Consider the following 19,230-nt stretch of genomic DNA (forward strand, 5'->3'; position numbering starts at 1 on the left):
CCGCCAACGCCGGCGCGCCCGCCGACGGTCCGGCCATGACCCGCCTGGCCGCCGCCTGCGAGGCCGTCGATCGCGCCCTGGTCGAGGCCCAGGAGGCCAGCGCCGCCATCGACGCGGCCGCCGAGAGCTTCGAGTTCGAGCCCGACCGCCTGGAGAAGACCGAGGAGCGGCTGTTCGCCCTGCGCGGCATGGCCCGCAAGCTGAACGTGCTGGTCGAGGACCTGCCGGCCGTGCGCGCCGACTTCGCCGCCCGCCTGCAGGCCATCGAGACCTCGGGCGAAGCCTTGGTCGTCGCCGAGGCCCAGGCCGCCGAGGCCCGCGAGGCCTATCTCTACGCCGCCGAAGCCCTGTCGGCCGAGCGCCGCGCCGCCGGCGACCGCCTGGCCAAGGCCGTCGAGGCCGAGCTTGGTCCGCTGAAGCTGGAAAAGGCCCGCTTCCGCGTCGCCCTCGATGCGCTCGACGAGGACAAGGCCGGCCCGACGGGCCTGGACCGCATCGCCTTCGAGATCTCGACCAACCCCGGCGCGCCGTTCGGCCCGATGGAGGCCATCGCCTCGGGCGGCGAACTGGCCCGCTTCGCCCTGGCCCTGAAGGCGGCCCTGGCGGCGAAGGGCGGCGGTCCGCAGCCTTTGATGATCTTCGACGAAGTCGACCAGGGCGTCGGCGGGGCCGTGGCCGACGCCGTCGGTCTGCGTCTGAAGCGCCTGGCCGGCGGTGAAGGGCAGGATGGGGCCCAGGTGCTGGTCGTCACCCACTCGGCCCAGGTCGCCGCGCGCGGCGACGCCCACTGGCGCATCTCCAAGTCCGGCGACGACACCTCCACCCGGACGAAGGTCGAGCCCCTGTCGCCGGCCGAGCGCGAGGAAGAGATCGCGCGCATGCTGTCGGGCGCGGAAGTCACCGAGGCGGCCCGGGCCGCGGCCCGGGCGTTGATCGGCTGAGCCCCGTCCGTCAGGCGTTGATCGCCAGCGACTGCAGTATGGTGCCGTAGCCTGCGCAGCCGTTGGCGTTCGAGATCTCGGCGATCACGTACTTCTGCGTCGTCATGGCGGTGTTGGCGACCGCCAGCATGCCCGCGCCCGATAATTTGAACAGCTCGATCTGGAAGAGGTTGGTGTTGCAGGTGCTGGTGGAATCCAGCTGCACGAAGGCCACCGCGCCGGCCCCTGCGTCATAGACGCGGATGCTGACCACCTTGACGGGCTGGGTCATGATCCCGGCGCGCGCGGTGGAGGGGGCCGAGAACCCGCCGGCCAGGGCGGCCATGGCGAGAACGGAAAGGCCGAGCCGGCGCAGTCCGGCCGTGGTGCGGATCGGAAAGCCGGCGCGGATCATTGCGACAGCACCGTGATCGACTGGAGCTGGGTGCCGTATCCGTTGCAGCCGGTGGTGTTCGAGATCTCGATGTTGACGCGCTGGCCCGTGGCCAGGGCCGTCAGGCTGGCGCTCAGCATGCCCGCCCCCGACAGGTTCGAAAGCTTGAACGTGAAGGTGCTGGTGCTGCAGTAGGTCGCGTTCTTGACCTCGATCAGCACGAACGCGTTGGCGCCGTCGTCGTAGACGCGCACCTGGTTCAACTGCACCGGACCGTAGGTCGGTTCGGCCGTCGCGGGCGCCGAAACGGCGGCGCACGTGGCTACGGCGGCCAGGGCCGCCAGGGTCTTCTTCAATCGCATGTCGGTTTCACCCCGCTAGGGCGCCGACCGAAACCTTGACGGCGACGCCCCCTCGCGCCCGACCGGATACGGACGCTCCACGCTCAAGCTTGGCGCGCGAGTCGGCGAAAACTACAACCTTGATTGATGGTTGCTACAGGTCCAGGTCGTCCGCCGCGAAGGCCGCGTTCTCCTGGATGAACTTGAAGCGCAGCTCGGGCTTGCGGCCCATCAGGGTCTCGACCAGGTCCTCCACCGACTCCTCGTGGCGCGGCAGGGTCACGCGCGCCAGGGTGCGGACCGCCGGGTCCATGGTGGTTTCCTTCAGCTGGGCGGCCATCATCTCGCCCAGACCCTTGAAGCGGCCGATCTCGGGCTTCTTGCCCTTGAACATGGTGGCCAGCAGCTCGTCCTTGTGGGCGTCGTCGCGGGCGTATTCGGTCTTGCCGCCGTGGCTCAGGCGATAGAGCGGCGGCAGGGCCAGATAGAGCCGCCCGGCGCGGATAAGGTCCGGCATGGTGCGGTAGAAGAAGGTGATCAGCAGCGAGGCGATGTGGGCGCCGTCGACGTCGGCGTCGGTCATGATGATGATCCGCTCGTAGCGCAGATCCTCTTCACGGTACTTGTTCCCGCCCTGGGCCCCCAGGGCCAGCATCAGGTCCGACAGTTCCTTGTTGGCCGTGAACTTCTCGCCCGAGGCCGAGGCCACGTTCAGGATCTTGCCGCGCAGGGGCAGGATCGCCTGGTTCTTGCGGTTGCGGGCCTGCTTGGCCGAGCCGCCGGCCGAGTCGCCTTCGACGATGAACAGCTCCGCGCCGTCCACCGCGCCGCCGGCGCAGTCGGCCAGCTTGCCCGGCAGGCGCAGCTTGCGGGTCGCCGAGGCGCGGGAGACTTCCTTGTCCTTGCGGCGCTTGAGGCGCTCTTCGGCGCGTTCGACGACGAACTCCAGCAGGGCCTGGGCGGCCTTGGGGCTGGCGGTCAGCCAGTGGTCGAACGGGTCGCGCAGGGCGTTCTCGACGAAGCGCTGGGCCTCGGTCGTCGACAGCTTTTCCTTGGTCTGGCCCTGGAACTCGGGGTTCTTGATGAACACCGAGATCAGCGCGCCGGCCTGGGCCACCACGTCGTCGGCGGTGATGATCGCGCCGCGCTTCTCGCCCTTCAGTTCGGCATAGGCCTTGAGGCCGCGGGTCAGGGCGGCGCGGAAGCCGCTTTCGTGCGTGCCGCCCTCGGGGGTCGGCACGGTGTTGCAGTACGACTGCATGAAGCCGTCGTGCTCGCCGAAGCCGCGCGGTGTCCAGGTCACGGCCCACTCGACCGCGCCGGCCTCGCCCTGGCGCTCGATGCGGCCCGAGAAGCTGGTCGGGGTCACCGTCTCCAGCCCCTTGGTGCGCTCGGCCAGGAAGTCGGCCAGGCCGTTGGGGAAGTGGAAGGTCGCCTCGGGCGGGGTCTGGTCGTGGATGCGCTCGGGGGCGCAGGACCATTTGATCTGCACGCCGCGGAACAGATAGGCCTTCGACCGGGTCATCCGGTAGAGGCGCGCCGGCTTGAAGGCGCAGCCCTCGCCGAAGATCTGCTCGTCGGGCTTGAAGCGCACCATGGTGCCGCGCTTCCTGCTGGGCTGGATCTTCTCGACCGGGCCCAGCGGCTTGCCGCGGGCGAAGCTCTGGCGGTGCTCGAAGCCGTCGCGCCAGACGGTCACCTCGACCAGTTCCGACAGGGCGTTGACGACGCTGGCGCCCACCCCGTGCAGGCCGCCCGAGGTCTCGTAGGCCTTGCCGCTGAACTTACCGCCCGCGTGCAGGACGGTCATGATCACTTCCAGCGCCGACTTGCCCGGATGCTTGGGGTGGGGATCCACCGGCATGCCGCGGCCGTCGTCCTTGACCGACAGATAGCCGTCGGCGTCGAGCTTGACCTCGATCAGCTTGGCGAAGCCGGCCACGGCTTCGTCCATCGAGTTGTCGAGCACTTCGGCGAACAGGTGGTGCAGGGCCCGCTCGTCGGTGCCGCCGATGTACATGCCCGGACGCATGCGTACGGGCTCCAGCCCTTCCAGCACCTCGATCGAGCTGGCGTCGTACCCACCTGAGGATGGGCCGCCCGACGAAGGGGGCGGCGCGGCGGCCTCGCTCTTGCCCGGAGGGGGCGGAGGCGGCGGCTGCGGCTTGGGCTCGGGATGGGGTTCGCGGGCGGGCAGGGGCGGGGCGCTCGGCGGCGCCAGGGCGTCGTCGTCGAACAGCGAAAACAGCGAGTTGGGGTCTTTGGAAGACATCGGATGATTTTGCGGCGATTCGGGGGTCTCGCCCCGTATGACCCGTGGCCGCCCCCAAGGAAAGCGTCGCCATGCGCGCAGCTGCACGTTTCCGGCGCGCATACAAGCTTAACAACTATCACGTGTATTTGGCTTGTCTTGCCTCAGGGTTGATTCGATCGTCCCGCCGCCGGCCCATGGGGCGGCCGGTTCCAAAGGGAGAAACGTCATGAGCACCGTGGAAGCGACGGCTGGCGTCGACGAATTCACCACCACCGACTGCGGCTCCACCAACGGCACGGCCAACGGCAATCTGTCGGTCGGCGACGCCGTGTCGATCAACGGCAGCCTCGACCTCAGTTCCTGCATCGTCGGCAACAGCGAGGGCAAGGTCTACGGCATCCGTCTGGTGCCCAATTCCGGCATCTACAGCTATCGCGTCGACGTCGACGCCCAGGGCCCGGCCGGCATCGGCTCGGGCAGCATCAACCTGGCCTTCACCGACAAGACCGGCGACACCTACAAGCTGGCCATCACCAGCAGCCGGCGCTCGGAGCACACCGTCTCCTACAACAGCGACAACCCGACCATCGTGAAGATCACCTGGTCGACCTGACGCTTGCCTGGTCCCGCCGGCCGGCTGGTCCGGCGGGGCCGTTCGCGCTTTCGGGGCGCGGCGCGCGGGGCTAGGCTCCTCGCGCGCGACGTTCCGGCCCCGGCCGGCGATCGGCGCACGGTTCAAGCTTTCCATCGTATCTGGCCAAAGCGTCTGGATTTCACGAGGCGTCCCGCGAAGCGACGCCCGAAACGGGAGGTGTCGATGCGTGCGTTGCTGACGCCGGCGGTCTGCGCCGGTCTTCTGGCCCTGGCCGCGCCCGATCTGGCGGCGGCCGACACGGGTTACGCGGCCGTCTGGCGGCCGGGAAACGGCGCCCAGTGGTGGCGCTCGGGCATGACGCTCGACCAGTTCAAGGCCCAGGACAAGACCCACTTCGACAATGGCCTGCGCCTGCAGTCGGTGTCGGTGAAGGGCGGGCGCTACGCCGCGATCTGGCGGCCGGGCGGCGGAACCCAGTGGTGGCGTTCGGGCATGACGCTGGACGAGCTGAAGGCCCAGGACACCACCTACTTCAACCAGGGCCTGCGCCTCTTTGCGCTGGAGCTCGACGGGGGCCGCTTCACCGCGGTCTGGCGGCCAGGTTCGGGCGCCCAGTGGTGGCGCACGGGCATGACCGTCGACCAGTTCAAGGCCCAGGACACGACCCACTTCAACAACGGCCTGCGCCTCTCGCTGCTGGAGGTCGACGGCGGCCGCTACACCGCCGTCTGGCGGCCGGGGGGCGGCGCGCAATGGTGGCGGTCGGGCATGACCGGGGCCGAGATCGAGGCCCAGGACCAGACCTATTTCAACCAGGGCTTCCGCCTGACCGCCCTGGCCGTCGACGGCGACCGCTACGCCGCCGTCTGGCGCCCCGGCTCGGGAACCCAGTGGTGGAGCCGCCGCCGTTGCACGGTGGACTTCAAGACCCAGGACGCCGCCCATTTCGCCGACGGCCTGCGGATGGACTTCATCGAGCAGGAGGACAGCGCCGTCGGCGCCTACCGCTATCCGTGGAAGGCCGGCGACACCCGTAATGTCGGTCAGGGCAACAACAACGCCGGCGGCTCGCACACCGGCAGCCAGGCCTTCGCCTTCGACTTCTCGATGCCGGCCGGCACCCAGATCCGCGCCGTGCGCGGCGGCACTGTCGAGTGGCTGCAGGAAGGCCAGACGACCACCTACAATCCCAACGCCCCGACCACGCCCAGCAACACCCCGTTCGCGAACGGCAGCCTGCAGAACTGGGGCAACGCCGTGCGCATCCGCCACCCGGGCGGCTTCACCAGCTGGTACTTCCACATCCAGCCCAACGGCGTGCTGGTGAAGGTCGGCGACACCGTCCAGCGCGGCCAGCCGATCGCCACTTCGGGCAACACCGGCCGAACCTCCGGCCCGCACCTGCACTTCCAGGTCCAGGCGGACTCCACCAACTGGGGCCAGTCGGTGGCGATCACCTTCAACGACTGCGACGTGCCCACCGGCGGCGACAGCGTGACGTCGAACAACGTCTGGCCGTAGGGGCGCCGGTCAGGCCAGGTGCGTGGTCGGGAGTTCTGGACCGGCGCCGTCGTCGAGGATCGATGGTCCGGCGCCGAACTGACCCGGCGAGGTCGATTGCGTGATCAGGACGAAGCCCTGTGTGTTCATCAGGGTCAGCTGATTGAGGGTGATGTAGAGGATCAGGTCGTCGTACAGCGACACGTTGTGCAGGGGCATCAGGTCGATCTTGGCCTGTATGGAGTAGCTGTCCCAATCGACGCGAAGCGCGGTCGGCATGTCGTTCGGAAACGCCGGCACATTCAGGCCGTCGCCGTGAAGGGCGCGCGGCACGATCACGGAGACAGGGGTGTAGAGATTGGGAGGCGACACCGACCAGCCCGACACCGTGCCGGCGGACAGACCGTTTACGGTCAGCTGGTTGATGGGCTCGTTGTAGGCGTTGAAGCAGTAGACCTTGCCCGGCATCGATCATCTCCTCGTGTACGGCGGTCTGGGTGTACGGCGGTCTGGACGGGCTGCGTTTCCCCTGGTCCGCAACGGACCGGTCACGCTTGTCTCAACTTTGAACTGTGCGCAAGCTATCCGCGAACTGAGGGGCGGAGGCCGCCATGGCGTTTTCCATCAGAGGCGTGATCGAAGCCTTGCCGGTCATGCCCTTGCATTCGATGGCGGGATCCTGGCTGCGGGCGGTGGAGCTGCTGCTGTCCACCCAGACTCCCGACGAGCGGGCGGCCGCCGAACTGATGATCCGGCTGATGCACGAGGAGTGGGATCGACGCCGGGCGGCGCCGCGGGAAGGCGATCTCGCCGAGCATTGGCCGGTCGAGGCGAAGGACCGCCCCGGCAGCCCGATGTCGGCGCACGGCTATCACGTAGGCCGGCGATCCGACCTTCCGACGGTCACGCGCCACGACATCTTGCGTCGATGCGTCGAGGAGCCGTTGATGCCCGCCTTTCCGCCCGAGGCGCTTGCGGAGTGGGGAGCGCCGCACAGCGTCATGCGGCTCAAGGCCGTTCTGGACCTGATCGACAACCAGATACGCAGCAACTTCACCCAAGCCGACAAGCAGACCGCCGTGCGCGAATGGCGCGCCGACCTGCGTTTCCTGCACGGCCTGTATGGTGACCGGGCCGGGGTGCGCTGGCCGGCCATGGAAGATCGGCAGGTGCGGTTCGTCGGCTAGGCCGCCGCTTCGTCCAGCAACTGATCGACGGCCGCCTCGGCCGCTTCCAGCCGACCGCGCAGGCGCCATTCGACCAGCGCCAGCATGATCCCCGCGACGATCAGGCCGAAGGGGAAGGCGGGTGTCTTGTTGATGAGGGAACCCAGGAAGCCCAGGCCGGCGAACAGCAGCAGCACGCCCGCCAGCCATCGCCAGACGGCGTAGCGCGACACCACGCGGCGCTTGCGCACGGTGGCGGCCGCATTGTCGTAGGAGCCTTCGGCCCGACAGACGCGGATGCGGGAGACGGCTTCGTCAAGGAGAGCGCGGGCCTCGGTTTCGTCCAGGCGCTGGCGCAGATCGGCGTCCAGGGCGGCGCGGGACTCGCCGACCAGCAGGCGCTCGAAGAGGGTCTGCCGCAGCTTGCTCTTTTGCGCGCCGTCCATCATTCCCCCCCCAAATCCGCGTTGCGGTGCAGCTTGAGGTGTAGGGTGTGTCGAGTTGCGTGGAAAGGTGGCGTCGCCCACGAAAAAGCCGCGGCGCCCGCAAGCGCCGCGGCTCTCGTTTCAGTCCTGCGGACCGGTCCTAGCGATAGGCCGGCGGCAGGCCGTTGTCGCCGGCGGCGTAGCGGTCGCGCAGCTGGGTCTGGCGGCGGTCGGCGGGCTGTTCGACGCCGCCGATGAACACCTTGTTGGCCCAGGTCGTGGTCTCCAGCGGATCGCCGGTCCACAGCACGAGGTCGGCGGTCTTGCCGACATCGAGGGATCCGATCTTGTCGGCCATGCCCCAGATCTTCGCCGGGGTCAGGGTGATCGCCGCCAGGGCGGCCGGGTAGGGCAGGCCGTTGGCGACGGCCAGGCCGGCGTTCAGCCGTTCCTGGCGCAGGTTGTTGAAGTCGCGCGCGCCGTTGATCGCCACCGTCACGCCGGCCGCGTTCAGGCGGGCGGCGTTGTCGAGGCGCGAGCCCAGGGTCTCGAAGCTGTCGGGCAGGTCGGCCTGGGTGTCGACGATCACCGGCACGCCGGCGCGGGCGATCTCAGGCGCGACGATCCAGCCTTCCTCGGCCCCTTCCAGCACGATCCTGATCTTCTCCTCGGCCGCCAGCTTGAGGGCCAGGCGGATGTCGGAGGCGCGGTGGGCGCGGATCAGCAGCGGGGTCTTGCCCTGCACCACCGGAACCAGGGCCTCCAGGTCGAGGCGCGACAGCCCGTAGGCGCGGGTCGCCCCCTGCTCGAAGGCGGCGCGGTTGCGGGCGAAGGCGCGGGCGTCCTCCAGGGCCGACTTGACCAGCACGATGGCCGCGCCGCGCGAGCCGCCGGCGGCGCGCGCCCCGGCTTCGCCCAGCGACAGGGTCACGGCGGTCTTCGACTTCGAGACGATGTCGGCCTCGCCGGCCTTCAGCCGCACGAAGGCGGCCTGGCCGCCGAACAGCGGCGGATCGCCGGCGCCGTCCTTGCCGGCGGTCATCTCCTCGACCACGCCGTCGTCGGCGTGCTCGTGGGCGCCGCCGCCCACGCCCGACAGGATCGGGGTGACCGCCGAGGCGGTGATCCCGCCGTCGCGGGCCAGGCCGATCATCGGCGAGGCCGGATTGACGCCATAGGCGATGTCGAAGCCGGCCGACAGGGCGTCGCCCGTGCCGTCGTCGCGGGTCTCGCGCACGCCGCCGATCTCGGAGGCGCCGATGTTCGACGACGGGGCCACCAGGCCAGGCGTCACCACCCCGCCCTTGGCGTCGATCGTCGGCACCCCGGCCGGAACGGTCACGCCCGCGCCGACGGCGGCGATCTTGCCGTCACGGACGACGATCGCGCCCGAGGGGATGGCCGCGCTCGACACCGGCTCGATGCGGGCGTTGACGATGGCGAAGGTCTGGGCCGAAGCCGGACCGGCGGCGACGGCGATCAGGGCCGCGCCGCAGAGAAGAGCCGAACGGATCATCAGTTGAACGCTCCCTGGCCGGGTTGGCCGAGCTCGAAGTCGGACTTGGGCTGATAGCGCGGGTCCTTGCGGTCGTAGGTCAGGGCGCCGTCGACATAGACCTGCTCGGCCTGGGCGTAGACGCTGAACGGATCGCGGTTCCAGACCACGATGTCGCCGGCCTTGCCGACCTCCAGGCTGCCGGTCTTGTCGGCGATGCCCATGGCCTTGGCCGGATTGGCCGTGATCCACTTGATGGCCTCGGCCCGGCTGATGTCATAGCCCAGCTTGTTGCCGGCGGTCATGGCGATGGCGGCCTCCTGGTTGAGGCGCTGGGTCATGATCGGGTCGTCGGAGTGGATGACGACGCAGGCGCCGGCTTTCCACACCATGGCGGCGTTGGCGTCGATGCCGTCCAGGCTTTCCATCTTGAAGCCGGTCCACGACGCCCAGGTCGCCGAGCAGATGCCTTCCTTGGCGAGGAGGGGCGCGATCTTGTAGCTCTCCACCGCGTGGTGGAACATGGTGATCTTGTAGCCGAACTCCTTGGCGATATCGATCATCACCGCCTCTTCGTCGGCGCGGTAGCAGTGGTTCTGCACCAGGATCTCGCCCTTCAGCACGCCGGCCAGGGTCTCCAGCTGCAGGTCGCGCTTGGGGGCGTCGGCCTTCTCGCCCTTGTCCTTCTTGGCGCGGTAGTCGTCCCACTTGCGGGCGTAGTCGGCCGCGTCGATCCAGGCCTTGCGGTAGCCGTAGACATTGCCCATCGCCGTCGAGGGCGAGCGGCCCTTGCTGCCGTAGACGCGCTTGGGGTTCTCGCCGCAGGCCATCTTCAGGCCGTAGGGCGCGCCGGGGAACTTCATGCCCTGCATGGTGGTCGAGGGCACGTTCTTCAGCGTCACCGAGCGGCCGCCGAAGAGGTTGGCGCTGCCGGGGAGGATCTGCAGGGTGGTCACCCCGCCGGCGCGGGCGCGGTTGAAGCCCGGGTCCTGCGGCCACACCGAATGCTCGGCCCACACCTGGGCGGTGTTGGGATCGGTGGCCTCGTTGCCGTCCGACTTGGCCTGCACGCCGGGCGAGGGATAGACGCCCAGGTGGCTGTGGGCGTCGATGATGCCGGGGGTGATCCACTTGCCCTTGGCGTCGATGGTGGTGACGCCGGCCGGGATGGCGGTGTCGGGGCCGCCGACGGCCAGGATCTTGCCGTCCTGCACCACCACCACGCCGTTCTCGATCTGCTGGCCGGTCGCGGTCAGCACCGTGGCGCCGACGAAGGCGGTCGGGCGCGAGGGCAGGGGAGCATAGGTCGAGGGGAAGCCCGACGAGGCCTCGCCGTCCAGGCCCTTGGGCAGCGGCTTGGCCTGCGCCTTCTCGGCCGGCTTGGCGCTGGTTTCTGGCTTGGCCGTCGTGCCCGTGGTGGCGCAGGCGGCGAGCCCCAGCGCCAGCAGACTGACGGCCGCGGCCGTCGTACCCCATCTCGTCATGAACTTTCCCCGACTCTCGGAAGAGGCGGCGAGGACAGACTAATTCAGACCCCTGATCAAGCCGATCGGCGCCCCATTTTTCCCCGATGGCGACGTTTGTCTGTCGCTTGCGCTTCGTGCGAGGATCGCCTCCTGACGTTGAATCGACGCGGGAGGACCACGATGCGCCTTCGTTCCTTGCTGGGCCCGGTTCCGGCCTTGCTCGCCGCCGTGCTGCTGACCGCCTGTGCGGCCCAGCCCGCCGGTCCATCCACCAGCGCTCCCCCGCCGATGTCGCGCGCCCCGGTCGCCGCGGGCGGCATGTGCGGCGGCATCGCCGGCTTCCAGTGCGGCGAGGGCCTGTCCTGCGTGATGCCCGTCGGCGCCTGCCGGACGGTGGCCGACGCCTCGGGCGTCTGCCGCAAGCGGCCGCAGGTCTGCACCATGGACTACCGCCCCGTCTGCGGCTGCGACGGCAAGACCTACGGCAACGCCTGCGGCGCGGCCGCCAAGGGCGCCAGCGTCGCCCACGAAGGCGAGTGCAAGCCGGAGTGAGCGACATGCTGACAGGACTGGACCGGCGACTGGTGATGATCGGCGGCGCGGCCGCGGCGATGACGCCGTCGCTGGCGCTTGCGGGAGACAAGACGATGTATGGACTGATCGGCCAGATGAAGGCCGCCCCCGGCAAGCGCGACGACCTGGTCGCGATCCTGAAGGAAGGCACGGGCGAGATGCCCGGCTGCCTGTCCTACATCCTGGCCCTCGATCCGACCGACGCCGACGCCATCTGGATCACCGAGGTCTGGACCGACAAGGAAAGCCACGCGGGGGCGCTGAAGCTGCCGGCCGTGCAGGCCGCCATCGCCAAGGCCCGGCCGATCATCGCCGGCTTCGGCCACCGTTTCGAGACCACGCCGGTGGGCGGGGTCGGATTGTAGTTTCCAGCGACGATCAGGGTTTCCTCGACGTCCTTGGGAAAGCTGCTCTATGGACGTCCTCGAACATCGGCGAGGGCCGATCGCCGCCTTATGGAAGCTCAACTTGATCAAGAACTACGGATGGTCGGATCTGCTGGCCGAGGCTTTCAAGCCTCACGATCGCGCGGGCTACCTGGCCGGCCGCGTCGTCGTGCAGCAGCGCAACGGCTATCTGGTGATCACGGACGAGGGCGAGGTGCGCGCCAAGCTTTCCGGTCGCCTGCGCCATGAAGCCCAGGAGGCCGGCCATCCGGCGGTCGGCGACTGGGTGGCGTTGTCGATGAACCAGGCCGAGCGCACCGCCGTCATCCAGGCCGTGCTGCCGCGCCGCACCGCCTTGGTCCGCCGAGCCGCCGACAGCGTGCAGACCCCTCAGGTCGTCGCCGCCAACGTCGATCTGGCCTTCATCGTCACCTCGATGAACGGCGACCTCAATCCACGCCGCATCGAGCGCTATCTGGCCGCCGCCTGGCAGAGCGGCGCCCGTCCCGTGGTCGTGCTGACGAAGTCGGACATCTGCGTCGAGGCGACGTCTCTCGCCGCCGAGGTCGAGGCCCTGGCCGCCGGCTGTCCGGTCGTCATCGTGTCGGCGCGCGAAGGGCGTGGCCTGGAAACCTTGCTGGCCCACCTGGCCCCCGGCGAGACCTGCGTCCTGATCGGCTCGTCCGGCGTCGGCAAATCCACCCTGGTAAATACGCTCCTGGGCGAACAGCGGATGGCCACCCAGACCATCCGCGAGGCCGACGATCGTGGCCGGCACACCACCAGCCACCGCGAACTGGCGCTGCTGCCCGGCGGTGGACTGATCATCGACACGCCCGGCGTCCGGGAAGTGGGGCTGGTCGAGGCCGACGAGGGGGTGACCCAGGTGTTCGACGACATCGAGCGCCTGGCGGAAACCTGCAAGTTTGGCGACTGCAGCCACGCCAACGAGCCGGGCTGCGCGGTGCAGGGCGCCTTGCTGAGCGGGGATCTCGACCGCGGGCGCTGGGACCACTTCCGCAAGCTCGCCCAGGAAGCGGCCGCGGTGGAGAAGAATGCGGCCCGGGCGTTCAAGGACGCCGAGCGTCGCCGCCTCGGCAAGGCCCAGAAGACATATCGCACCGCGCGGAAGGACGCCCGCGGGGGCGCTTAGTCCAAGGCTGGGGTCTCGCCGCCGGCGCTGTCGGCGAAAGGTTTTTCAAAAGAAGGCCGCTCTTCCCGGCGAATGGGATTAGGTGAGTGGTTCAACACCTTCGAGAGATGACCCATGCCCGCCTTCACCATCGTCACCACCAGCGCGACCCAAGGCAGCGATTCAGCGGAGGTGAACACCCTGACGGACGAGTTCTCCAACGAGAGCGAAGCCCTGGGTTACGCCCGCCGGATGGCGGACGAGATGCTCGATCTCGCCAGCCAGCTGTCGCTGGATTTCGACTACACCAATGTCGGCCTCTATGAGGGCGACCTGCTCGATGCGGATCTTGACCCGGACCATGCCGCCTTCAAGGGCGCATGGGTGCTGGACGAGGACGGCGCCGCTTTCGTTCCCGCCGACGAGTTCCGCGAGGGGATCACTCAGGCCGACGCCTGATCGGCTTGGCTCAGGCTACGACGGGACTGGGAAGCGGTATCGCTTCTCAGTCCACGTACCGCTCGCTCACCGCCCCATCCAGCCGCCGCACCCGCGCGGCCGCCAGCACGTCCGGCTCCATCAGGCGCGCATTGATCCCCATCCTGTCGCGCGTCGGGTCGTTGGAGCTCCAGTGGGTGACGCAGCCGCAGGCGCGGCAGCGGTGGAAGGCGATCGCGTGGTTGTTCCACTCATAAGTCTCGGTCGGGCCGCCCTCGACGCGGCGCACCAGCGTGGGGCTGTAATAGGCCCACAGCACGCCGTAGCGGCGGCAGATCGAGCAGTTGCAGTCGGTCACCTCGCTCGGCGCCGTTTCGATCTCGAAGCCCACGGCCCCGCAGTGGCAGCTGGTCCTGATCATGCGTCGTCTCCAAAAGAAAAGGCCCGGAGCTTGCGCCCCGGGCCGATCCCGAAATGCTTCAGGCCGTAAGGCTTAGCACTTGTAGTACATCTCGAATTCGACCGGGTGCGGGTGCAGTTGCAGACGCATCACTTCTTCCATCTTCAGCTCGATGTAGCTGTCGATGAAGTCGTCGTCCATGACGCCGCCGGCCTTCAGGAAGGCGCGGTCCTTGTCCAGGCTTTCCAGGGCTTCGCGCAGCGAGCCGCAGACTTCCGGGATCTTCTTCTGCTCGCGGGGCGGCAGGTCGTAGAGGTTCTTGTCGGCCGGGGCGCCCGGGTCGATCTTGTTGATGATGCCGTCCAGGCCGGCCATCAGCAGGGCGACGAAGGTCAGATAGGGGTTGCCCAGCGGGTCGGGGAAGCGGGCTTCCAGACGCTTGGCCTTCGGGCTGTCGACGTGCGGGATGCGGATCGAGGCCGAGCGGTTGCGCGAGCTGTAGGCCAGCTTCACCGGGGCTTCGTAGCCCGGCACCAGGCGCTTGTAGCTGTTGGTGGTCGAGTTCGAGAAGGCGTTGATGGCCTTGGCGTGCTTGATGATGCCGCCGATGTACCACAGGCACTCTTGCGAGAGGCCGGCGTACTTGTCGCCGGCGAACAGCGGCTTGCCGTCCTGCCAGATCGACTGGTGCACGTGCATGCCCGAGCCGTTGTCGGCGAACATCGGCTTGGCCATGAAGGTGGCGGTCTTGCCGTAAGCGTGGGCCACGTTGTGGATCACGTACTTATAGAGCTGCATGCGGTCGGCCATGGTGACCATGGTGTCGAACTTCAGGCCGAGCTCGTGCTGGGCGGGCGCCACTTCGTGGTGGTGCTTTTCCGGCTTCATGCCCAGCTCGCCCATGACGGCCAGCATTTCGCCGCGCAGGTCCTGAGCCGAGTCGACCGGGTTGACCGGGAAGTAGCCGCCCTTGGGGCCCGGGCGGTGGCCCATGTTGCCTTCCGGGTATTCCTTGGCCGAGTTCACCGGCAGTTCGCTCGAGTCGTACGAGTAGCCGGTGTTGTTCGGCGCGGTCGACCAGCGGACGTCGTCGAAGATGAAGAACTCGGCTTCCGGGCCGAAGTAGACGGTGTCGCCCACGCCAGCCGACTTGACGAAGTTCAGCGCGGCCTTGGCGATCGAGCGCGGGTCGCGGTTGTAGGGGGTGCCGTCGTCGGGGTTCACGACGTCGCAGAACAGAGCCAGGGTGGTCTGCTGGTAGAACGGGTCGATGATGGCGCTCGACAGGTCGGGACGCAGCTTCATGTCCGACTCGTTGATGGCCTTCCAGCCGGCGATCGACGAGCCGTCGAACATGGTGCCGTCGTTGAGGAAGTCGTCATCGACCAGGTCGATGTCGAAGGTCACGTGCTGCAGCTTGCCGCGAACGTCCGTGAAGCGGACGTCGACGTACTTCACGTCCTTTTCCTTGATCAGGTCCAGGATTTCCTTGGCGGTGCTCATTGATATCCCCTTTGAGCGAGTAAAGTCTGAGGATTGCCGTTAGACGGCGGACGGACCGGTTTCGCCGGTCCGGATGCGGACGACTTCGGTGATCTCCGAGACGAAGATCTTGCCGTCGCCGATGCGGCCCGTGCGGGCGGCGTTGGTGATCGCCTCGAGGGCGGGTTCGAGCTGGCTGTCCTCGACGACCACCTCGACCTTGATCTTGGGCAGGAAGTCCACGACGTACTCGGCGCCGCGATAGAGCTCGGTGTGCCCCTTCTGGCGGCCGTAGCCCTTGGCTTCCAGCACGGTCATGCCTTGAACGCCCATGTCCTGGAGCGCCTCTTTGACCTCATCCAGCTTGAACGGCTTGATGACGGCTTCGATCTTTTTCATCGGTCTCTTCCGCGCCGGACGACGCATGGCCTCTGACTTTGAGCGGCAAGGATCACGCCGCCCCGGACGCCACAAGCAGGCTGTCTCGCGATTGTCGTGCTTCCGCCGACGGTTTTGGCATATGAGCAAATCTTGAGCGAGATTTGATCGAAAAATATGCATTTCGGAATTGTGGCTCAAAACGGCCTTGCCGCGCCCCCAACCCCGCCTAGGATCACGAAAACAATCGTTTGAACGGGGGCGAACATGCGGGACGAGACGCCGGTTTTGATCGGCGCGGGGCAGTTCACGTTTCGCGGTCCGGCCGAAAATTCGCCTTCGCCGCTGGAATTGCTGAGAATTGCGGCGAAACGCGCTGACGCCGACACCGGACTCGAAGGGACGGTTCTTGCGCGTTTGGACGCTCTGGCGGTCGTAGCGTTCAGCATCGACGCTCCGGGCGCGCTTTCGAAGCTGCCGCTTCCCCGCCTGTCGGATCCGCCGGCCAGCCTGGCCCGGGCGTTGGGCGCCGATCCGGCCTGGGCCGTCTATACGCAGACCGGCGGCAACAGCCCGCAGCAGGCGATCAACATCCTGGCCGAGCGCATCGTCCGCGGCGAGTCGCGGCTGGGGCTCGTCACCGGCGCCGAATTCCTCGGTTCGCTGATGAAGCGGGCCAAGGGCGGCCTGGGCTTCGACGGTTGGGCCGACGACGTCACGAGCAAGCCCGCCCGCATCGGCGACCCGCGCCCCGGCGTCACCGAGCAGGAGGCCGCGCATGGCCTCGGCTATCCGGTCAACACCTATCCGCTGTTCGAGAACGCCCTGCGGGCCCGCGACGGGCGGTCCCTGGCTGACCACCAGGCGCGGCTGGGCGCGCTGTTCTCGCCGTTCAGCAAGGTCGCCGCCGCCGATCCCGAGGCCTGGTTCCCGGTCGAGCGCGGACCAGAGGAGCTGGTCACGGTCACCGAGCGCAACCGCATGGTCGGCTATCCGTACCCCAAGTACCTCAACGCCATCATGGAGGTGGACCAGTCGGCCGCCGTGCTGGTCGCCAGCGTCGGCATGGCCCGCGAGCTGGGCGTGCCGGAGGATCGCTGGGTGTTCCTGCACGGCTGCGCCGACGCCGCCGACCTCTGGTACCCGCTGCAGCGGCAGGACTTCCACTCCAGTCCCGCCATCCGCCTGACCGGCCAGCGGGCGCTGGAGATGGCCGGGATCGGGCTGGACGACCTTTCCCTGATCGACCTCTATTCCTGCTTTCCCTCGGCCGTGCAGATCGCCGCCGAGGAGCTGGGCCTGGCGCTGGACGACCCGCGCGGCCTGACCGTCACCGGCGGCCTGCCTTATTTCGGCGGGCCGGGGAACAACTACAGCCTTCACGCCGTGGCCCGGCTGGTCGAGCGGCTGCGCGCGCGGCCCGGCGCCTACGGCCTGTCGACCGCCAACGGCTGGTTCCTGACCAAGCAGTCGGTCGGCATCTATTCGACCCGCCCGGTCGAAGGCGAATGGCGGCGCGAGGATCCGGCGGTGATCCAGAAAGAGATCGACGGCCTGCCGCATCCGCCGATCGTCGAGAAGCCGGAGGGCCGGGCCAGGATCGAGACCTACACCGTCGTCCACGCCCGCCAGGGACCGCGCATGGGCATCGTTGTCGGCCGTACTGCGGACGGCGCGCGGTTCGTGGCCAACACCCCTGACGACGCGGCGACCCTGGCCGACCTGGAAGGCTGCGAGGGCGTCGGGCGCACCGGAACGGTCGGGGCCCATCCCGACGGCGTGCGCAACCTCTTCACGCCGGACGCCGCCTGATGGGCCGCGTCCATGTCATCCGCCACGGCAAGCCGGCCGCGACGTGGGGCGGCCACGACGACGATCCGGGCCTGGACGCTGCCGGTCAGGAGCAGGCGAGGGCGGTCGCCGCCGTTCTCTTCGCCCTGCCACCGGGCGAGCGCCCGACCCGCGTCGTCTCCTCGCCCCTGCGCCGTTGCCGCGAGACCGCCGCGCCGTTGGCGCGGCTGCTGGGCGTTTCGGTCGAGATCGAGCCGGCCGTCGGCGAGATCCCGACCCCGGCGGCCCTGTCGCCCGAGGCGCGTCCCGCCTGGCTGAAGCAGGCCTTCGCCGGCGACTGGGCCGATATCGAGGGCGATCGCGACTATCTGGCCTGGACCCGCGAGGTGGCCCAGGCCCTGGCGCGATACGAGGGATGCGCCGTCTTCAGCCACTTCGTCGCCCTCAACGCCGCCGTCGCGGCGGCGCAAGGTTCGGTGGCGGTGCTGGCCTTCCGGCCCGACCACACCAGCGTCACGGTCTTCGAAGTCATCGACAATGGCTTGGCGCTCGTCGAGAAAGGCAGGGAAGCCTCCACCGGCGTTCTTTGATGGAGCCGCCCCGCATGCCTCGCCAGATCATGCCAAATGCGATCATGAGCGTCGCCGAGATGAAGGCGGCCGATGCGGCGGCCGTGGCGGCCGGAACGCCGGCGACCACCCTGATGGAGCGGGCCGGCAAGGGCGCGGCCGAGGCGATCCGCCAGCGCTGGTCGCGCCGCCCGGTGGTGGTCTGGTGCGGCCCGGGCGACAACGGCGGCGACGGCTATGTCATCGCCCGCCACCTGAAGCGGCGCGGCTGGCCGGTGCGGGTCGAGGCCCTGGCGTCGCCCGCCACGCCGTCCTGCCGTTGGGCCGCCGAGCGCTGGCGTGGCGAGGTCCATCCGCTGAACCCCGCGCTCAGCCCCGCCGAGCTTTATGTCGACGCCCTGTTCGGCGCGGGCCTGTCACGGCCGTTGGAAGGGGCCGCCGACGATCTGGCTCGCGCCGCCGAGGGCCTGTCGCCGCGCATCGTCGCCATCGACACGCCCAGCGGGATCCATGGCGACACCGGCCGGCCGATCGCCGGCCACGCCCTGGCGGCGACCCTGACCGTCACCTTCCACCGCCGCAAGCCCGCCCATGTTCTTACGCCGGGCCGAGCGGCCTGCGGCGAGGTCGAGGTGGTCGATATCGGCCTGTCCGAAACCGGGGCCGGCGACGTCTTCGAGAACGACCCGTCGCTGTGGGGCGCGCGCTTCCCCTGGCCCTCGAACGACGCCCACAAGCACGCGCGCGGCCGCTTGGTGGTGGTCAGCGGCGAGGCCTGGAGCACGGGTGCGGCGCGGCTGTCGGCCCGCGCTGGCCTGCGGATCGGGGCGGGCGTGGTCACCTTGCTGTCGCCGCCGAGCGCCCTGGCGGTCAACGCCGCCCATCTGGAGGCGGTGATGCTGGCCCCCTTCGAGACCGACATCGATCTGGCCGAACGCGCCGCCAGCGCCGCCGCCGCCGTCATCGGCCCGGCCGCCGGGGTGGGCGAGGCGACGGCCCGCAACCTTACGGCTCTTGCCGGCACCGGTGCTGCCCTGGTGGTCGACGCCGACGCCCTGACCAGCTTCGCCCACGCGCCCGACGAGCTTTTCGCCCGCCTCGATCGCGACGACGTGCTGACCCCGCATCCCGGCGAGTTCGAGCGGCTGTTCCCCGGTCTGCTCAAGACCGCCCCCGAACGCATCGCCGCCGCCCGGCAGGCCGCCCGCCGGGCCGGCGCGATCGTGCTGCTGAAAGGTCCCGACACCGTCATCGCCGCCCCTGACGGCCGTGCGGCGGTGAACCTCAACGGCTCGCCCTGGCTGGCCACCGCCGGCTCCGGCGACGTGCTGGCCGGCTTTATCGCCGGCCTGGCGGCCCAAGGCATGGAAAGCTTCGACGCCGCCTGCGCCGGGGCGTGGATCCACGCCGAATGCGCGGCGGCCCACGGCCCGGGCCTGATCGCCGAGGACCTGCCGGGCCTGGCGCCAGCGGTGCTCAAGAGGCTGTGGGACGCGCACCAAAAACCTCTCCCATAGGGAGAGGG

At 69.1% G+C, this 19,230-nt stretch carries 20 protein-coding genes and 1 pseudogene; 11 read left to right on the forward strand and 10 right to left on the reverse strand.

Annotated features, from left to right (window positions below):
* Positions 1–941, forward strand: a pseudogene (locus tag DMC18_RS13485) (DNA repair protein RecN); the annotation flags it as partial.
* 10 nt (positions 942–951) lie between these two features.
* Here the strand turns inward: DMC18_RS13485 and DMC18_RS13490 are convergent.
* The 3 genes from DMC18_RS13490 to parE all read right to left on the reverse strand — a co-directional run bounded on the left by DMC18_RS13490 (position 952) and on the right by parE (position 3,927).
* Positions 952–1,335 carry a hypothetical protein gene (locus tag DMC18_RS13490; RefSeq protein WP_110121814.1) on the reverse strand — a complete coding sequence of 128 codons (384 nt, stop codon included), beginning with the start codon at positions 1,333–1,335 and terminating at the stop codon, positions 952–954.
* A complete protein-coding gene (locus DMC18_RS13495; protein WP_146218069.1) occupies positions 1,332–1,676 on the reverse strand; it encodes a hypothetical protein in 345 nt (114 codons plus the stop codon). Before DMC18_RS13495 ends, DMC18_RS13490 begins: the two co-directional genes overlap by 4 nt.
* 133 nt (positions 1,677–1,809) lie before the next feature.
* Positions 1,810–3,927, reverse strand: coding sequence for a DNA topoisomerase IV subunit B (parE, locus tag DMC18_RS13500; RefSeq protein ID WP_110133007.1), 2,118 nt, complete (start codon positions 3,925–3,927; stop codon positions 1,810–1,812).
* A gap of 208 nt (positions 3,928–4,135) precedes the next feature.
* Here parE and DMC18_RS13505 point away from each other — a divergent pair, with 208 nt between their 5' ends.
* Both DMC18_RS13505 and DMC18_RS27180 read left to right on the forward strand, forming a co-directional pair.
* Positions 4,136–4,522, forward strand: coding sequence for a hypothetical protein (locus DMC18_RS13505; RefSeq protein ID WP_110121817.1), 387 nt, complete (start codon positions 4,136–4,138; stop codon positions 4,520–4,522).
* Positions 4,523–4,726: 204 nt separating this feature from the next.
* Complete coding sequence (locus tag DMC18_RS27180) at positions 4,727–6,025, forward strand: M23 family metallopeptidase (RefSeq protein WP_110121818.1); 1,299 nt, start codon at positions 4,727–4,729, stop codon at positions 6,023–6,025.
* Positions 6,026–6,034: 9 nt separating this feature from the next.
* On the opposite strand, the gene DMC18_RS13515 is transcribed toward DMC18_RS27180, so the two are convergent.
* The gene (locus DMC18_RS13515) at positions 6,035–6,472 is read right to left on the reverse strand and encodes a hypothetical protein (protein ID WP_110121819.1); all 438 of its coding nucleotides are present in this window, start codon (positions 6,470–6,472) and stop codon (positions 6,035–6,037) included.
* Positions 6,473–6,615: 143 nt separating this feature from the next.
* Here DMC18_RS13515 and DMC18_RS13520 point away from each other — a divergent pair, with 143 nt between their 5' ends.
* Positions 6,616–7,191 carry a hypothetical protein gene (locus DMC18_RS13520; protein ID WP_110121820.1) on the forward strand — a complete coding sequence of 192 codons (576 nt, stop codon included), beginning with the start codon at positions 6,616–6,618 and terminating at the stop codon, positions 7,189–7,191.
* Here DMC18_RS13520 and DMC18_RS13525 read toward each other — a convergent pair.
* From DMC18_RS13525 to DMC18_RS13535, 3 genes are all read right to left on the reverse strand, one after another.
* Positions 7,188–7,616: a hypothetical protein gene (locus tag DMC18_RS13525; RefSeq protein ID WP_146218070.1), complete on the reverse strand. Its 429-nt coding sequence runs from the start codon at positions 7,614–7,616 to the stop codon at positions 7,188–7,190. The two genes, DMC18_RS13520 and DMC18_RS13525, sit on opposite strands and share 4 nt — an antisense overlap.
* 139 nt (positions 7,617–7,755) lie before the next feature.
* Entirely contained in the window at positions 7,756–9,111 is a 1,356-nt protein-coding gene (locus DMC18_RS13530; protein WP_110133008.1) for an amidohydrolase family protein, read from the reverse strand.
* Positions 9,111–10,574 (reverse strand): amidohydrolase, encoded by a 1,464-nt coding sequence (locus DMC18_RS13535; RefSeq protein ID WP_110121822.1) that lies wholly within the window; start codon positions 10,572–10,574, stop codon positions 9,111–9,113. Before DMC18_RS13535 ends, DMC18_RS13530 begins: the two co-directional genes overlap by 1 nt.
* Before the next feature lie 162 nt (positions 10,575–10,736).
* Between DMC18_RS13535 and DMC18_RS13540 the strand changes: the two genes are divergently transcribed.
* The 4 genes from DMC18_RS13540 (at position 10,737) to DMC18_RS13555 (ending at position 13,106) form a co-directional block, all read left to right on the forward strand.
* The gene (locus tag DMC18_RS13540) at positions 10,737–11,108 is read left to right on the forward strand and encodes a Kazal-type serine protease inhibitor family protein (protein WP_110121823.1); all 372 of its coding nucleotides are present in this window, start codon (positions 10,737–10,739) and stop codon (positions 11,106–11,108) included.
* 5 nt (positions 11,109–11,113) lie between these two features.
* The gene (locus tag DMC18_RS13545; RefSeq protein ID WP_199228604.1) at positions 11,114–11,494 is read left to right on the forward strand and encodes a putative quinol monooxygenase; all 381 of its coding nucleotides are present in this window, start codon (positions 11,114–11,116) and stop codon (positions 11,492–11,494) included.
* 103 nt (positions 11,495–11,597) lie between these two features.
* Complete coding sequence (rsgA, locus tag DMC18_RS13550) at positions 11,598–12,668, forward strand: ribosome small subunit-dependent GTPase A (RefSeq protein ID WP_199228605.1); 1,071 nt, start codon at positions 11,598–11,600, stop codon at positions 12,666–12,668.
* Between the two features lie 114 nt (positions 12,669–12,782).
* A complete protein-coding gene (locus tag DMC18_RS13555) occupies positions 12,783–13,106 on the forward strand; it encodes a hypothetical protein (protein ID WP_110121825.1) in 324 nt (107 codons plus the stop codon).
* 46 nt (positions 13,107–13,152) lie between these two features.
* Here DMC18_RS13555 and DMC18_RS13560 read toward each other — a convergent pair whose 3' ends face one another.
* The 3 genes from DMC18_RS13560 to DMC18_RS13570 all read right to left on the reverse strand — a co-directional run bounded on the left by DMC18_RS13560 (position 13,153) and on the right by DMC18_RS13570 (position 15,366).
* Positions 13,153–13,506 (reverse strand): GFA family protein, encoded by a 354-nt coding sequence (locus tag DMC18_RS13560; protein ID WP_199228606.1) that lies wholly within the window; start codon positions 13,504–13,506, stop codon positions 13,153–13,155.
* A gap of 72 nt (positions 13,507–13,578) precedes the next feature.
* Complete coding sequence (gene glnA / locus DMC18_RS13565; RefSeq protein WP_110133009.1) at positions 13,579–14,988, reverse strand: type I glutamate--ammonia ligase; 1,410 nt, start codon at positions 14,986–14,988, stop codon at positions 13,579–13,581.
* Positions 14,989–15,027: 39 nt separating this feature from the next.
* Positions 15,028–15,366, reverse strand: a complete 339-nt coding sequence (locus DMC18_RS13570) for a P-II family nitrogen regulator (RefSeq protein WP_035089775.1) — start codon at positions 15,364–15,366, stop codon at positions 15,028–15,030.
* Between the two features lie 246 nt (positions 15,367–15,612).
* Here DMC18_RS13570 and DMC18_RS13575 point away from each other — a divergent pair, with 246 nt between their 5' ends.
* From DMC18_RS13575 to DMC18_RS13585, 3 genes are read left to right on the forward strand one after another with little or no spacing between them, the layout of a single operon-like run.
* Positions 15,613–17,157, forward strand: a complete 1,545-nt coding sequence (locus DMC18_RS13575; protein WP_110121827.1) for an acetyl-CoA acetyltransferase — start codon at positions 15,613–15,615, stop codon at positions 17,155–17,157.
* Positions 17,157–17,726, forward strand: a complete 570-nt coding sequence (locus DMC18_RS13580) for a histidine phosphatase family protein (RefSeq protein ID WP_110133010.1) — start codon at positions 17,157–17,159, stop codon at positions 17,724–17,726. The genes DMC18_RS13575 and DMC18_RS13580 overlap by 1 nt, the downstream gene beginning before the upstream one ends.
* A 29-nt stretch (positions 17,727–17,755) precedes the next feature.
* Positions 17,756–19,222 (forward strand): NAD(P)H-hydrate dehydratase, encoded by a 1,467-nt coding sequence (locus tag DMC18_RS13585; protein ID WP_110133011.1) that lies wholly within the window; start codon positions 17,756–17,758, stop codon positions 19,220–19,222.
* Positions 19,223–19,230 lie beyond the last annotated feature (8 nt).

Source organism: Caulobacter sp. D5 (genome assembly GCF_003185805.1).
In the GTDB taxonomy this organism is placed as follows: domain Bacteria; phylum Pseudomonadota; class Alphaproteobacteria; order Caulobacterales; family Caulobacteraceae; genus Caulobacter.

Excerpts from the sequence above, each read along its gene's own strand:
- DMC18_RS13490 (WP_110121814.1), bottom strand. The coding sequence starts at position 1,335 with ATGATCCGCGCCGGCTTTCCGATCCGCACCACGGCCGGACTGCGCCGG.
- DMC18_RS13495 (WP_146218069.1), bottom strand. The coding sequence starts at position 1,676 with ATGCGATTGAAGAAGACCCTGGCGGCCCTGGCCGCCGTAGCCACGTGC.
- parE (WP_110133007.1), bottom strand. The coding sequence starts at position 3,927 with ATGTCTTCCAAAGACCCCAACTCGCTGTTTTCGCTGTTCGACGACGAC.
- DMC18_RS13505 (WP_110121817.1), top strand. The coding sequence starts at position 4,136 with ATGAGCACCGTGGAAGCGACGGCTGGCGTCGACGAATTCACCACCACC.
- DMC18_RS27180 (WP_110121818.1), top strand. The coding sequence starts at position 4,727 with ATGCGTGCGTTGCTGACGCCGGCGGTCTGCGCCGGTCTTCTGGCCCTG.
- DMC18_RS13515 (WP_110121819.1), bottom strand. The coding sequence starts at position 6,472 with ATGCCGGGCAAGGTCTACTGCTTCAACGCCTACAACGAGCCCATCAAC.
- DMC18_RS13520 (WP_110121820.1), top strand. The coding sequence starts at position 6,616 with ATGGCGTTTTCCATCAGAGGCGTGATCGAAGCCTTGCCGGTCATGCCC.
- DMC18_RS13525 (WP_146218070.1), bottom strand. The coding sequence starts at position 7,616 with ATGGACGGCGCGCAAAAGAGCAAGCTGCGGCAGACCCTCTTCGAGCGC.
- DMC18_RS13530 (WP_110133008.1), bottom strand. The coding sequence starts at position 9,111 with ATGATCCGTTCGGCTCTTCTCTGCGGCGCGGCCCTGATCGCCGTCGCC.
- DMC18_RS13535 (WP_110121822.1), bottom strand. The coding sequence starts at position 10,574 with ATGACGAGATGGGGTACGACGGCCGCGGCCGTCAGTCTGCTGGCGCTG.
- DMC18_RS13540 (WP_110121823.1), top strand. The coding sequence starts at position 10,737 with ATGCGCCTTCGTTCCTTGCTGGGCCCGGTTCCGGCCTTGCTCGCCGCC.
- DMC18_RS13545 (WP_199228604.1), top strand. The coding sequence starts at position 11,114 with ATGCTGACAGGACTGGACCGGCGACTGGTGATGATCGGCGGCGCGGCC.
- DMC18_RS13555 (WP_110121825.1), top strand. The coding sequence starts at position 12,783 with ATGCCCGCCTTCACCATCGTCACCACCAGCGCGACCCAAGGCAGCGAT.
- DMC18_RS13560 (WP_199228606.1), bottom strand. The coding sequence starts at position 13,506 with ATGATCAGGACCAGCTGCCACTGCGGGGCCGTGGGCTTCGAGATCGAA.
- glnA (WP_110133009.1), bottom strand. The coding sequence starts at position 14,988 with ATGAGCACCGCCAAGGAAATCCTGGACCTGATCAAGGAAAAGGACGTG.
- DMC18_RS13570 (WP_035089775.1), bottom strand. The coding sequence starts at position 15,366 with ATGAAAAAGATCGAAGCCGTCATCAAGCCGTTCAAGCTGGATGAGGTC.
- DMC18_RS13575 (WP_110121827.1), top strand. The coding sequence starts at position 15,613 with ATGCGGGACGAGACGCCGGTTTTGATCGGCGCGGGGCAGTTCACGTTT.
- DMC18_RS13580 (WP_110133010.1), top strand. The coding sequence starts at position 17,157 with ATGGGCCGCGTCCATGTCATCCGCCACGGCAAGCCGGCCGCGACGTGG.
- DMC18_RS13585 (WP_110133011.1), top strand. The coding sequence starts at position 17,756 with ATGCCAAATGCGATCATGAGCGTCGCCGAGATGAAGGCGGCCGATGCG.